This window comes from Bombella saccharophila (assembly GCF_026385475.1).
Classification (GTDB): domain Bacteria; phylum Pseudomonadota; class Alphaproteobacteria; order Acetobacterales; family Acetobacteraceae; genus Bombella; species Bombella saccharophila.
The window spans coordinates 804,782-817,791 of record NZ_JANIDW010000001.1 but is presented as its reverse complement, the minus strand read 5'-3'; the positions used below and the strand labels follow the sequence as shown (position 1 = coordinate 817,791).

12 protein-coding genes and 1 tRNA gene are annotated in these 13,010 nt (G+C 50.4%); 7 read left to right on the top strand and 6 right to left on the bottom strand.

What is annotated here, in order from left to right:
* The first annotated feature begins 14 nt into the window (after positions 1-14).
* The 4 genes from alsS to NQF64_RS03655 all read left to right on the top strand — a co-directional run bounded on the left by alsS (position 15) and on the right by NQF64_RS03655 (position 4,627).
* Positions 15-1,697: an acetolactate synthase AlsS gene (gene alsS, locus NQF64_RS03670; RefSeq protein ID WP_266106481.1), complete on the top strand. Its 1,683-nt coding sequence runs from the start codon at positions 15-17 to the stop codon at positions 1,695-1,697.
* A 175-nt stretch (positions 1,698-1,872) separates the two neighbouring features.
* On the top strand, positions 1,873-2,616 hold the full coding sequence (locus NQF64_RS03665; RefSeq protein ID WP_266106480.1) for a (Fe-S)-binding protein: 744 nt from the start codon (positions 1,873-1,875) through the stop codon (positions 2,614-2,616).
* A complete protein-coding gene (locus tag NQF64_RS03660; RefSeq protein WP_155573329.1) occupies positions 2,613-4,025 on the top strand; it encodes a lactate utilization protein B in 1,413 nt (470 codons plus the stop codon). The genes NQF64_RS03665 and NQF64_RS03660 overlap by 4 nt, the downstream gene beginning before the upstream one ends.
* 11 nt (positions 4,026-4,036) lie before the next feature.
* On the top strand, positions 4,037-4,627 hold the full coding sequence (locus NQF64_RS03655; RefSeq protein WP_266106593.1) for a LutC/YkgG family protein: 591 nt from the start codon (positions 4,037-4,039) through the stop codon (positions 4,625-4,627).
* Between the two features lie 48 nt (positions 4,628-4,675).
* On the opposite strand, the gene obgE is transcribed toward NQF64_RS03655, so the two are convergent.
* The 3 genes from obgE to rplU all read right to left on the bottom strand — a co-directional run bounded on the left by obgE (position 4,676) and on the right by rplU (position 6,395).
* Positions 4,676-5,677, bottom strand: a complete 1,002-nt coding sequence (obgE, locus tag NQF64_RS03650) for a GTPase ObgE (RefSeq protein WP_266106479.1) — start codon at positions 5,675-5,677, stop codon at positions 4,676-4,678.
* A gap of 107 nt (positions 5,678-5,784) precedes the next feature.
* A complete protein-coding gene (gene rpmA, locus NQF64_RS03645) occupies positions 5,785-6,051 on the bottom strand; it encodes a 50S ribosomal protein L27 (RefSeq protein WP_099027177.1) in 267 nt (88 codons plus the stop codon).
* 29 nt (positions 6,052-6,080) lie between these two features.
* Positions 6,081-6,395, bottom strand: a complete 315-nt coding sequence (rplU, locus tag NQF64_RS03640) for a 50S ribosomal protein L21 (protein ID WP_099027176.1) — start codon at positions 6,393-6,395, stop codon at positions 6,081-6,083.
* A gap of 297 nt (positions 6,396-6,692) precedes the next feature.
* On the opposite strand from rplU, the gene NQF64_RS03635 reads away from it, so the two are divergent.
* A tRNA-Ser gene (locus NQF64_RS03635) sits at positions 6,693-6,782 on the top strand.
* A gap of 91 nt (positions 6,783-6,873) precedes the next feature.
* Positions 6,874-7,908, top strand: coding sequence for a tetratricopeptide repeat protein (locus tag NQF64_RS03630; protein WP_266106478.1), 1,035 nt, complete (start codon positions 6,874-6,876; stop codon positions 7,906-7,908).
* A 146-nt stretch (positions 7,909-8,054) separates the two neighbouring features.
* Here the strand turns inward: NQF64_RS03630 and NQF64_RS03625 are convergent, their stop codons facing one another.
* From NQF64_RS03625 to NQF64_RS03615, 3 genes are read right to left on the bottom strand one after another with little or no spacing between them, the layout of a single operon-like run.
* Positions 8,055-8,903, bottom strand: a complete 849-nt coding sequence (locus NQF64_RS03625) for a fumarylacetoacetate hydrolase family protein (protein ID WP_266106477.1) — start codon at positions 8,901-8,903, stop codon at positions 8,055-8,057.
* Entirely contained in the window at positions 8,900-10,009 is a 1,110-nt protein-coding gene (locus NQF64_RS03620) for a glycosyltransferase (RefSeq protein ID WP_266106476.1), read from the bottom strand. The genes NQF64_RS03625 and NQF64_RS03620 overlap by 4 nt, the downstream gene beginning before the upstream one ends.
* 5 nt (positions 10,010-10,014) lie before the next feature.
* Positions 10,015-12,213: an FUSC family protein gene (locus NQF64_RS03615; protein ID WP_266106475.1), complete on the bottom strand. Its 2,199-nt coding sequence runs from the start codon at positions 12,211-12,213 to the stop codon at positions 10,015-10,017.
* Positions 12,214-12,428: 215 nt separating this feature from the next.
* On the opposite strand from NQF64_RS03615, the gene NQF64_RS03610 reads away from it, so the two are divergent.
* Entirely contained in the window at positions 12,429-12,911 is a 483-nt protein-coding gene (locus NQF64_RS03610; RefSeq protein WP_099027171.1) for a MucR family transcriptional regulator, read from the top strand.
* The last annotated feature ends 99 nt before the right edge of the window (positions 12,912-13,010 follow it).

The window sequence follows — 13,010 nt, the reverse complement described above, 5'->3', positions numbered from 1 at the left end:
TAGGAACGTAGCTCATGACGCAGAAGAAAGCTCCTAACGCGGGCAAAACAACAGCGGATCTTATCGTCCGTAATTTAGAAGCCCATGGCGTTGACCATATTGTCGGGATTCCCGGTGCAAAGATTGACCGTCTCTTTGAGGCATTGGAAGATTCTCCCATCCGCACCATTGTAGCGCGGCATGAGCAAAATGCCGTCTTTATGGCGGGGGGGATTGGCCGTATCACGGGTAAAGCTGGTGTGGCGATTGCCACATCCGGCCCCGGTGTGTCCAACCTGACAACCGGTTTGGCAACAGCAACCTCCGAGGGTGATGCTGTCCTCACCATTGGCGGGGCTGTTGGGCGTGCTGATTTGCTGAAATTGACCCATCAGAGCATGGATACAGTCAGCATGTTGCGCCCGGTGACGAAATATAGCGCAGAGATTGGTGATCCTGCTGCGGCCTCCGAGGTGATCGGCAATGCTTTTCGTGCAGCAGAGAGCCCCCGGCAGGGCGGTGCCTTTGTAAGCATCCCGATGGATGTGTTGAATGCAGAAATCACCAAAGATTATCCGCTAATGGGTAAACGCAGCTTTGCTAAAGCTGGCCCAGCCCCAGAGGATGAGATTAAGGATGCCGCTGCGGCGATTAAGAAGGCTAAAAAGCCGGTCGTCCTATTGGGGATGAAGGCCAGCAAGCCTGAAAATGCCGAGGCAATCCGTGCTTTTATTAAGGCAACCAACTTACCGGTAACGGAGACCTACCAGGCTGCTGGTACTCTCTCTAAAGACTTGCAGTCGCGCTTCTGTGGTCGGATTGGGTTGTTCCACAACCAGTATGGTGATTACCTGCTGCAAGAGGCGGACCTTGTCATTGCCATTGGGTATAACCCCATTGAGTATGATCCCGGCCTTTGGAACACGAAGCCTGATCGCCCGATTGTGAATATTGATGTCGTTCCGGCTCAGCTGGACAATGCCTTTAATCCAGAAATTGAGTTGATTGGCTCCATTGTTCATACATTGAAGCATCTGACGCGGGAGGTTTCTGGCCTTTCCAACGGTGCTGCTTTGGATAAGATTTTAGAGCTGTATCGTGCGTCTCAAAAGCTCGCTTTCGAGAAGGCAAAAAGCACCCAGCAGGGGATGCTCCATCCGCTTGAGGTCATCAAGGTGATGGAAGACATCGTCGCGCAGGATATGACAATCTGTTTGGATATGGGGTCCTTCCATATTTGGCATGCGCGTTTCTTGGACGTCTTCCGTGCACGGCAGATGCTCATCAGTAACGGCCAGCAGACGATGGGCGTTGCTCTGCCATGGGGTATGTCTGCCAGCATCCTTAACCCAGCGCAGAAGGTTATTTCCGTCTCTGGCGATGGTAGCTTCATGATGTCCTCTATGGACCTGGAGACGGCTGTTCGTCTGAAGAGCAACCTCATCCATATCATCTGGGTGGATCAGCACTTCAACATGGTCCGTATTCAGGAAGAGAAGAAATATGGCCGTGATGCCGCAGTAGCATTCGGTCCGATTGACTTTGCAGCCTTTGCCCGCTCCTTTGGGGCGAAGGGGATTAACGTCAATAGCGTAGAGAGCTTCAAAGCTGCTCTGCGTGAGGGGATGGAGACACAAGGCCCAGTTGTGATTGCTGTGCCTGTTGATTATGCCGATAACCCTGGCCTGATGGACCCGCTACCGGCTCTTGCTAAGTAAGAGGTAGCCTTTTATTAGGTCGTGAGGAGAGGGGGGCGTGATGAACGTCCCCTTTTTTCATAAGAGGGTCAGTATAGATGAGAGTGATTATTAGTTGATTGTCCTGTAAAGGATTAGGATTGATAACATTTTGTTTTATTGATGATTTATTCTACCTATCGTAGGGTAAATTATTATGAAAATTGGCTTATTTATTCCTTGTTATATAGATGTATTCTTTCCCAAAACAGGCATCGCAACGTTGGAGTTGCTAGAGAAATTGGGGCAGGATGTTGAGTATCCTATGGACCAAACCTGTTGTGGTCAGCCTATGGCGAACTCTGGATGCAATCGTGATGCGAAAGAGACAGAAGCGCTCTTTGTCCGCAATTTCGCTAAATATGATATGATTGTGGCTCCATCTGGGAGCTGTGTTCATCATATTCGTGAGAATTTTGATGCGATTGAGCAGACTGATGAGGTCCGTCATGTGCGGCAAAATACGTATGAGCTTGTAGAGTTCATTCATGATGTGCTGCGGGTGCGGGAGTTCCCTTGGGCAGAGTTTCCTCACAAAGTGGGGCTGCATAATAGTTGTGCAACATTACGTGCTTTGCGTACGGCTAGCATGTCCGAGTTGGGCGAGCCGTTCTTCTCCAAACCTAAGACGTTACTTTCTGCGGTGAAGGGTATTTCCTTCGCAACACCGAAACGCCCTGATGAATGTTGTGGTTTTGGCGGCACATATTCCGTAACGGAGGAAGCCGTCTCAGCACGGATGGGGTTGGATAAAGTGAACGATCACCATAATGCGGGGGCGGAATATATCGTCTCTGCCGATACATCTTGCATGATGCACCAACAAGGCTGTGCGGAGCGCAATGGCGTGCCAATCCGCTTTATTCATATTGCTGATATTCTTAATGGAGCGCGCTCATGAGGGAGAAGCCAGTCCCGCATGCCTCATTGGCGGCTGAGTTTTTAAAGGATGATCTGCATCGCATTTTTCACGATGAACGTCTCTGGGGGATGCGGCAGAAACGGGATGAACAAATGCACGAGCTGCCAGAATGGCAGGAGCTGCGCCAACAAGCATCCCGGCTTAAAGAGCATACACTCGCCCATTTGCCGCATTATTTGGAGCAATTTGAGCAGAATGCAAAAAAGAATGGGATTCACGTCCATTGGGCACGCGATGGGGCAGAGCATAACCGCATCGTAGAGGGCATCCTCAAGGCGCATGGTCATTCATCCATCATCAAAAGTAAGTCGATGATTACCGATGAATGTGAAATGCGCGAATATTTGGAGCCTAAAGGCATTACCGTTACGGAGACAGACCTCGGCGAGCGCATCCAACAGTTGGATAATCAGTTGCCTAGCCATGTGGTGGTCCCCGCGGTACAGAAGCTTACCAAAGATGTTGCGAAGGTTTTTGCTAAACATTACCACACAGACCCTGCGATTGATGACCCTCACGCTTTGGCAGAGGCACAACGCAATGCAGCGCGCCCCGTTTTGCTGAGTGGCGATACAGGCATGACGGGGGGGAACTTCCTTGTCGCAGAGACAGGGAGTTTTGTGGTGTGTACTAATGAAGGCAATGCGGATTTAAGTGCGAATTTGCCGAATCTGCACATCGCGACATTAGGGATTGAGCGGCTTGTGCCGCGGATGGAGGATTTAGGCGTGTTTATACGCTTATTATCCCGCAGCGCGCTTGGCTCACCCATTACGCAATATACAACGCATTTCCGTAAGCCGAAGAAGGGCGGGGAGATGCATGTCATCCTTGTGGATAATGGCCGTTCAGAACGGTTGGGGATGGAGGATTTTTGGTCCTCGCTCAAATGTATTCGCTGTGGGGCGTGTATGAACACCTGTCCCGTTTACCGGCGCTCTGGTGGGCAGTCTTATGGTGCGGTTTATTCTGGCCCTATCGGGGCGATTATCGACCCTACGTTTAATGCGAAGAAGTTTAGCACACTTCCCTTTGCCTCCACGATGAATGGAAGCTGCACGAATGTATGCCCGGTGAAGATTGATATTCACGACCAGCTTTATAAATGGCGGCGTATTTTAGCCGAGCGGCATGAGATTCCTTTTGTGAAAAAGGAAATTATGAAGATGGCCGGGCGGTTATTATCCCAGCCGAAATTATATCGCCTCTCCATTAGCGGCACAGAGGTGGCTTTAAAAACTATGCCGCGTTTTGTGCTGTATAATTATTTGAACCCATGGGGAAAACATCGCGAGCTCCCTCACCCGGTGAAGGAGACATTCCATAGTTGGTACAAAAAGAACCGTTTAAAGAAAGAGACTACCGCGCAGGAGGGGACATCATCATGAGTGATAAGGCTATGAGCGCGCGTGATGTCATTCTTAGTCGTTTACGGGCGGTGAAGTCCCCTGCGGAGGAGGCTTACCCTTTGCCTCCCATTGTGATGCTGGGTGACCAAGATGCTAGCCCGGAGCGTTTTGAATCCAATCTTGCTTTGATGGGCGGGCAGATGATTCATCGCCAAGATGGTGAGACGGTGGAGGCAGCGATTGCGCGTGCTTTCCCTAAACGGCGTAATCTCTGCACCGCTGTGCCTGAAGTAAAAGGCACGTTACGAATAGAGGACCTCACCACGCACCAAGAGGCAGATACAGTGGATGTTATGGTGGTGCGTGCAGCCTTTGGCGTGGCGGAGATGGGCGGTATCTTCCTTAGCGAAGTGGAGTTGAAGGACCATCTCGCAGATGTCCATCTTGCACAGCATTTGGTTGTTCTGCTCGCCAAAGATGAGTTGGTCGGGAACATGCATAATGCCTACCGGGAACGTTCGGAGTTCCGTACAGCAGGGTATGGCGTGTTAATGTCCGGTCCTTCTGCCACAGCGGATATTGAAGGGGTCTTAATCCGCGGCGCACAAGGCGTGCGTAGCCTTTCGGTTATATGGGCGTAGCGATAAAGGGGAGGGCGTTGGGATGAAGGCATCCCTCCCTTTAAAGGTTTAAGCGTTACGAGAGGCTGTTACGCGGTCTTGTACATAGCGGAGCAATTCTGGCAGCCCATCCCTGCTGACCCCGGAGAGGAGATGGACCTCCGCGCCAGAGGCAGCTTCCAAAGCGGCTTTACGTTCTGCAATATCTTCTGGCAGAAGTGCATCGCATTTATTAAGGACTAAAACCTCTGGTTTAGTAGCAAGGCCTTCATCATAGGCTTTGAGCTCTTTACGAATCATCCGCCAATTTTGGACGAAATGTTCATCTGTCCCATCAATGAGGTGGATGAGTAGCGCGCAGCGTTCCACATGGCCGAGAAAGCGATCACCCAGCCCTGTACCTTCGCTTGCGCCCTCAATGAGGCCGGGAATATCGGCAATGACGAACTCTTCCATAGCGTTAAGACGCACAACGCCAAGTTGAGGATGCAGGGTTGTGAAGGGATAATCAGCAATCTTTGGCCGGGCACGCGAGGCAACAGAGAGGAGAGTGGACTTACCTGCATTGGGCAGGCCCACAAGCCCGACATCGGCAATGAGTTTCAGCCGGAGCCAAACCCAGCGTTCCTCCCCGGGGAAGCCTTTATCCGCACGGCGCGGGGCCCGGTTGGTGCTGCTTTTATAATGAGCATTACCAAGTCCGCCATCACCCCCCTGACAGAGCAGAACGGTTTTATTATCTTCATCAAGGTCAGCAAGAAGGGTCTCACGGTCTTCATCAAAGATTTGCGTACCGATGGGCACATCAATGATGACATCATCCGCTCCGGCCCCCGTTCTGTTGGAGCCAGCGCCATTCCCTCCCTTACGGGCGCGGAAATGTTGAGTGTAGCGGAAGTCAATTAATGTATTAAGGCTTGGCACAGCCCGGACGTAAATATGCCCACCCCGGCCACCATCACCGCCATCAGGGCCGCCAAACTCGATATATTTTTCGCGCCGGAAAGCAACCACACCATCCCCCCCATCACCGGAGCGGACATAGATTTTAGCTTGATCAAGAAATTTCATGAGAAAGACCGCATGTACGAAGGGAGGAGGGGAGAAGAAAAAAGGCCGGCACCATGATGGAGCCGACCCTTCCTCATGCTCTGCGCCTATAAGGGCAACAGAGAGTGTTACTCAGCAGCTTCTGCTAGGGCAACGGACACATGGACCTTACCACCAGCACGACGCTGGAAGCGCACGCGGCCATCAACGAGGGAGAAAAGTGTATGGTCACGGCCCATACCAACATTCTCACCCGGATGCACCTTTGTGCCACGCTGACGGACGATGATGTTCCCAGCGATGACGCTCTGGCCACCAAATTTTTTCACACCGAGGCGGCGGCCTGCGCTATCGCGCCCGTTACGGCTGGAACCACCTGCTTTTTTTTGTGCCATGACTGTGTCTCCTTAAAGAACGGGCGAAGTTACGCGGCGTTGATTGCGGTAATACGCAGAACAGTTACCGGCTGGCGATGGCCATTCTTACGGCGGCTATTCTGACGGCGGCGTTTTTTGAAGATGATGACCGTTGGCAAGCGATCTTGGGCAACAACCTCAGCGGTAACACTAGCACCCTCGACCAGCGGAGCCCCAACCTTGGTGCTGCCTTCACCACCAACCATAAGAACATCGGAGAAGGTCACTGTGCTACCAGCCTCAGCCTCTAGCTTTTCGACCTTCAAGATAGCGTCTTTAGCAACGCGATATTGTTTCCCGCCCGTGCGGATGACTGCAAACATGCAAAACTCTCTTTATGTTACCGAAGCCTCTGGCCCTTAGCCTCCCTAGCTTTGTAGGTCTGGCAGGCCCGCTCGCTTTTTTTCATTGGTTCACCCAGCCCATGGCATGACGCGCAGAACTACGGGAACAGGGGGTTTGCTTACTCTTTCTCTGCGTGTTCGTCAATAAAAAACGGCTAGAAAGGGGCGGTGTGTTTGCTCTTTATGTCCCCTCTTGTCATATAAGAGAAAAATCGCCATAACGCACATTATTACAGGGAGTGGCGTAGGTCTTTACCTAGTGAATTCCCAAGCCCCGGAGAGGTGCCAGAGTGGTCGATTGGGGCGGTCTCGAAAACCGTTGAGCGTGCAAGCGTTCCGAGGGTTCGAATCCCTCTCTCTCCGCCAAGATTTCATATTTTTCACATATGAATCATTATAGAAGGTGCTAGTCTCGGGCAGGTTGCTGCTTGTACAGCAGAGTTTAGGGAGCTGCAGGATGAAGATGCGCATCATTCTAACTGTATTATCAGCCACGGTTATGGTCTCTTTAAGCCATGCTGGATGTGCGAAGTCTAAGCAGAATCCTAATATAGACCCGCGAGACCCGGGCATGTTTGTTATTTTCAATAAGGCAGAGCATGGCAATGCAAGTGCTCAGAGTGTCATGGGGAACGCTTATCTTTTTGGGATAAGTGTTGCACAGGATGAAGTAAGAGCGGCTGAATGGTATAAAAAGGCGGCAGATCAAGGTGATGTGCCGTCTCAATCGAAGATGGGTGAGTTTTACGATCAAGGCATAGGTGTGCCTCAAGATTACGCAAAAGCTGCCATGTGGTACCAGAAGGCGGCTGTTGAAGATGATGTTACAGCCCAAGAGGGGCTTGGGACGTTATACCGGTTGGGGCGGGGTGTTCCTCAAGATTATGGCAAGGCCTTAGAATGGTATCGGAAGGCCGCAGAGCAAGATGATTCAGTGGCCCAATATAATATTGGGTTATTATACGAGTACGGGCAGGGCGTTCCCCAAGATTATAACGAAGCTTTAAAATGGTATCAAAAGGCCGCAGCTCAAGATGATGACTTGGCGTTAGCAAAGCTTGGAGAGCTTTATAGGGATGGCCATGGTGTCCTGCGTGATTATGCAAAGGCGTTTGCGCTGTTCCAAAAAGCAGAGAAGCAAGGTAGTGCAGCGGCAGCCTATGATATAGGTTTGGCTTATGAGAATAAGCAGGGCGTGAAGCGCGATGAAGATACCGCTTTAGCGTGGTATAAAAAAGCCGCCGAGGCAGGTTACGCCCCTGCCCAAACTAAACTGGGGACAATCTATTGGGGGTGGCAAGACCTCGATACGGCGATAGCCTATTTGGAAAGTGCCGCTGCACAAGGTGATGATGTTGCGGCTTATACTTTGGGGCTTATATATCTAGAAGAACATTCAACAAGGCGGGATGTGCATGTAGCGGCAAATTGGCTTCGTAAAGCAGCATCTATGGGTAATATAGATGCACAGAAGAAGTTAAAGAAGCTGTGATATAAAACAGATAATATTGTGTTGAAAAATAAGATCATAAATTGTTTCAGCTTCACGTGCCGAGGATCAGCAATATAATATGATTCTTGTTCCTCCCGGTATTGTGAAATTGATGCTCCATATTCACGAGGATGGTGGCGGTGTTTTCATTGCCGCCACCGTATTAGTGTTTGTTTTTGCTCGCCCAGCCCTTCAATACCAAGTCGTATTTCATCACCTTCTTGCAGCCAAAGGGGTGGCTTGTGCCCCATCCCCACGCCGGGTGGGGTGCCAGTGGCGATGATGTCGCCGGGGAGGAGGGTCATGTACCGGCTGAGATAGGCGATAATCTGCCTGACGGAGAAAATCATAGTCGCTGTCGAGCCATCTTGCCGGCGTGTGCCATTCACATCTAGCCAGAGATGGAGTTGCTGTGGCTCGGCAAGTTCATCAGCCGTGACGAGATAGGGACCAACAGGTCCGAAATTATCGCAGCCTTTGCCTTTGTCCCATTGTGAGGATTGCATTTGGAAGCTGCGTTCTGACACGTCATTGATGATGCAGTATCCTGCCACATAGTTCAAAGCGTCCGCTTCTGTCACATAGCGTGCCGTGCTGCCGATGATGATGCCTAGCTCCACCTCCCAATCCATCTGTGCGGCATGGGGGGGAATGGGCTTATCATCATAAGCACCACAAAGGGCAGAAGGAGCTTTTAGAAAGACGATTGGCTCTTGCGGGATGGGAAGACCGGCTTCTTCGGCGTGGTCAGCATAGTTTAGGCCAATGCAAACACATTTAGAAACATGACTAACAGGTACGCCGAACCGTGGAGAGCCCTCCACAAGTGGCAAGGTCGCTGTATCAATCTTCGCTAGTTGGGCAAGGGAGTGGGGAGAGAGGTGCTCTGGTGTTACATCATCCCAAAAGCCGGAGAGGTCTCGTATTGTGCCAGAGCTATCAATTAATCCGGGTTTTTCAGAGCCGAGGAGGCCATAGCGGCAGAGTTTTGTCATGATGGAGTATTCTCCAATGTCTTTATGCCAGTCATCTGCGCCAGTCTTTCAACAATCGTTCCACATCGCCGCATGAAGGCGTCTCGGCTATAATGTGCATCAATATAGCTTTTAGCGGCTATGCCATAGCGGTGCAGTTCTTCAGGGTGTTGGAATATCTCTGCTAAGGTCTCACAGAATGTTTCTGGGATATGGTCAGGCTGGAGGATAAACCCCGTTTTACCGGGTTGGACGCTATGACGCATTTCCCCCACTGGTGTGGCAATGACAGGGAGGCTCATATTCATGGCTTCATGCGCGGCAAGGCACATGCCCTCATAGCGTGAGGGTTGCGTATAAAGATGGAGTGTCTTGAGGAAAGACGTGACATTTGTTTGAAAGCCTAAAAGAAACACATGGTGTTGAAGCCCATATGTTTTGATGAGGCTTTCCAACTCGGCATGTTGGGGGCCATCTCCGGCAAAGGAGAGGCGGATATGGTCGGCCCATTGTGGGTAACGCCGACGGAAGAGGGCAAGGCCTTCAATCAAGAGGGGATAATTTTTAACCTCATGTAAGCGGCCTGTAGTGCCAATATGCAGCGGTGTTGTGCCATCCCATTGCGGGGCTGGATGGCTGTTAGGCGCAGCAATATAAAGTGGCCAGCATGTTATTTTTGCTGGAGGAATCTTCATAACATCCTGTAAAAATTGTGCAACATAAGGGGAATCCGCCACCCATAACCGTGTGATGGGCCGCCCTGCTGTCGTGGTAAAACGGATGCTTGCACTATTCTTCCAACTCACAACGGGGATGGAGAGGATTTTCCCCGCAAGTTGGCCGAGTAACGTAGCGCGGCTTAGGGAGGTCCAAATAATATCAGGGCGGTCTTTGCGGAGTAAGCGTAAAATACGCAAGAGCGTGAGGAGGAAAGGCCGCCTTTTTGTCCCAAGTAGTCGATATGGGATGCCTGCGCGATCAAGATACGGGGCGGCTCCCATATCGCGGGGTTCACATGCGGTGACATCAACATGATGCCCATAGGTTTTAAGGGCATGAACGATGTCAGGAATGGCAAACTCAGCCCCGCCTGTCTCTAAGCTTGTGACGAGATAATGGATTTTCATAATCGTTAGGTGCTTTCTAATTCTTGCAATGTTGGCGGTTGAGGGGGAGGTGTGATAATGGGACCTTCCCCGCGGAAAGGCTCGCTCGCATCAAGAAAGTTCTCATTAGTACGCAATGTGTATTCAATGACGACAAGATGGGTCAAGGCGCGGGTGATTTCTAGCCGAATGATGGCCTCATGGTCTTGTGTATCAAGCTCGCGGAGGCGGCGAATGGCCGCACGGGTCAGACGGGCGGCGCGGTCATGCCGGCGGGATGAATGTTCGATGTAATAGAGAACAAGCGTAATAGGCCGGCGCGCGCTTTCGGGTAAATATTCACGATTGAGCAAACCGCGAAGGCGAATGATATTTAGCCCTAAGGTAAGGGTAGCTAATGTCCCCTGTATGCCAGCTTCTACAAGTGGAGTGATGGCCGTAGCGTGGCGAAGCAAGCGTGAGAAACGGTCCGTGTTATGGCCGATCCATGTGCTGATTTGAGGCGTGCTGTTTAAGCTGGCAAGATTACGGAGCTCGCGCAATGTGGCACGGCGTAGGCGGAAGGCTTCGGCCTTGCGATTAAAGGGAAGAATGCTGCGAAAGATCAAAACCGCTGTAACGCCCGAGAGCATAATTGCCAAGGTCGTATTATAGAACTTTGATTCATCAATAATATGATGGTTTTGGATCCCCAACATTAAGGGCATGAGGAGATTATAAGCCGCAGCCGCAGGGGCTGTTTTGGGGTTGGCACGGGCGAGTCCGCCGAGCATCATCGCGATAGAGAGGATAATGATAAGGGGCTCATAAGTTGTGACCATCGGGATAAAGGCAAAGCAGAGCAGCCACGCTACACACCAGGCTACAGCCAAGCCTTTTAGGAATTTGACAGTCCCTAATACAGGGTCTTCCTTCGTAGCAAAAAGGCCACAAATTAAGGCGGTAATACTTATAAGTGTATTGCCATTTGGCCATGCTGTTACTTCGTAAATAAAGGAGGTAACTAAGACGGCCAATGCTGCTCTAAAGCCATTATTAAAGGCAAGCCGTCCATCATGGTGTGTATGACGTTGGAATTGGAAATGATCACCACGAATTGTATGAGTACTGGCATGATATTCGGTAATGGCCTCTTCAAGATCACCAATGAGATCCCCTAGAGAGGAAAAGAGAATGCGCTCATCAAGATCGGAGTTGGTGATAAAGCTGTTTTCTCCCGTTATGGAGGGATTGGCACTTGGGAGTGTTGTGCGACGGTGAGGCGTTGCATAACGGCGGCAGAGGTCTCTGAGATGCTGGAGTTCTGCAAGGAGTTCTGCGATTTCCTCCTCTTGAGGTAAGCGTTTGGAAAAATGCTGTAAGAACTGCGTAAAGGCCATAATGACTGTGTCAAAGTCTTTATGATTAGAGGATAATAATTCCAAACGGGTTGCCATGCCGAAGCTGCGCGATAAGAGGGCGGAGACGGCTGCTAATGCGGCACGGGCGTGGTCGCCTTCATGACCATGAGCCCCCATTTCGAGCTCGGAAAATTCGATTTGGTCATTGATAGATAGGATAGTGCCAAATAATTTGCGTGCCTCGGTGAGAGCGCCGCTATCTTGCCGGATAATGTGATAAAGCGTGTCACCCACTAAAGAGAGAGCGGATTCCAGCTTTTGGCGAACGCTGATATGGGCAAGATGGTCCTGATTAAAAGCAAAAAGCAGGCCGATAAATGCCTCACATAAAACACCAAGGATGATGTAACTTGCGCGCGAGACAGCAAACATGAAGATGTTGTTGGTTTCTGGTACGACATCCATACAAATAATGGCACAGGTATAACCAGAGAGAACAAGCGCATATGAGCGGAAGTTGCTTACAAAGGTAGCAAGCCCACTGCATAAGCCAATCCATAACGCGATGAGCGGGAAAAATACCCAAGGGGCCTGCGGGTAAATACCAACAAAAATTAAGGCTGCTGTCCCGCCGATTAATGTACCGATGATGCGCCAGCGTGCTTTAGAGAGACTTTCTCCACGGGTAAGTTGTGCTACAGACCAAACCGTCATAGGTGCCCAGATGGGACTATCCAACTCTAACCAAAGAGCGATCCCTAATGCTAGGCAGGCTGCTACAGTCGTGCGGAGGGCAAAGAAAAAAGCATTAAGAGAGGGGGCGAATAACCATGGAAGAAAAGATGAAACCTTAAAATTCAGGTTGGATAGAAAACGAGCAAACATGTTACGGTCCAAAGCAATCTCTGTATAGGAATCTACTTTGCTTTGCCTATTTAGGCGAGGGGCAACACTTATAATTGAAAAGATATCGTGATGATTTGGGTGAAAAAGAGAAATTTTTTTGACAGAGGGAATATTTCCTCTTTTTTGTTTAGAGGAAAAATAGTAAAAGTTATGTGAATCCTCTCACGAAGATTTATAGCGAAGAAGGTTATTCAATGACGGAAAATATACCGGCTAGAGAAAGCCAGGGTTCCTCCAATGCTGACCGTAAACAGCTTTTGGAGTTAACCGCCGATATTGTCGTTGCTAAGTTGGCGGGCTCTGATGTGCCTGCTGATAGTTTGCCGGGACTGATACGCCAAGTGTACGACGCCTTGGCGGGGAGAGGAGGGAGCGTAAAAGAAATAGGTGTATCACCTAAACAGCAACCAGCAGTTCCTGTTCGTAAGTCTGTATTCCCTGATTACATCATTTGTTTAGAAGATGGGAAGAAGTTAAAGATGTTAAAGCGGCATCTTAAAAGTACTTACGATATGACGCCGGATCAATACAGGGAGAAATGGGGCTTGCCGTCAGATTATCCGATGGTTGCGCCAGCTTACGCAGCGCGCCGTTCTGAGCTGGCAAGGACGATTGGTTTAGGGCGCAATATTGGCGTGTCCGCGGATAATAAACGCGGCCAGAATAATGCCGGCTAATTATTGAGACGTAGCTATGATCTAGGAGAGGGCCGGGCATGTTCCCGGCCTTTTCTATGTGGTCTGTTTTTATCTTGACGCTGCCAGCCGCCTCTTGCC

Excerpts from the sequence above, each read along its gene's own strand:
- alsS (WP_266106481.1), top strand. The coding sequence starts at position 15 with ATGACGCAGAAGAAAGCTCCTAACGCGGGCAAAACAACAGCGGATCTT.
- NQF64_RS03665 (WP_266106480.1), top strand. The coding sequence starts at position 1,873 with ATGAAAATTGGCTTATTTATTCCTTGTTATATAGATGTATTCTTTCCC.
- NQF64_RS03660 (WP_155573329.1), top strand. The coding sequence starts at position 2,613 with ATGAGGGAGAAGCCAGTCCCGCATGCCTCATTGGCGGCTGAGTTTTTA.
- NQF64_RS03655 (WP_266106593.1), top strand. The coding sequence starts at position 4,037 with ATGAGCGCGCGTGATGTCATTCTTAGTCGTTTACGGGCGGTGAAGTCC.
- obgE (WP_266106479.1), bottom strand. The coding sequence starts at position 5,677 with ATGAAATTTCTTGATCAAGCTAAAATCTATGTCCGCTCCGGTGATGGG.
- rpmA (WP_099027177.1), bottom strand. The coding sequence starts at position 6,051 with ATGGCACAAAAAAAAGCAGGTGGTTCCAGCCGTAACGGGCGCGATAGC.
- rplU (WP_099027176.1), bottom strand. The coding sequence starts at position 6,395 with ATGTTTGCAGTCATCCGCACGGGCGGGAAACAATATCGCGTTGCTAAA.
- NQF64_RS03630 (WP_266106478.1), top strand. The coding sequence starts at position 6,874 with ATGAAGATGCGCATCATTCTAACTGTATTATCAGCCACGGTTATGGTC.
- NQF64_RS03625 (WP_266106477.1), bottom strand. The coding sequence starts at position 8,903 with ATGACAAAACTCTGCCGCTATGGCCTCCTCGGCTCTGAAAAACCCGGA.
- NQF64_RS03620 (WP_266106476.1), bottom strand. The coding sequence starts at position 10,009 with ATGAAAATCCATTATCTCGTCACAAGCTTAGAGACAGGCGGGGCTGAG.
- NQF64_RS03615 (WP_266106475.1), bottom strand. The coding sequence starts at position 12,213 with ATGTTTGCTCGTTTTCTATCCAACCTGAATTTTAAGGTTTCATCTTTT.
- NQF64_RS03610 (WP_099027171.1), top strand. The coding sequence starts at position 12,429 with ATGACGGAAAATATACCGGCTAGAGAAAGCCAGGGTTCCTCCAATGCT.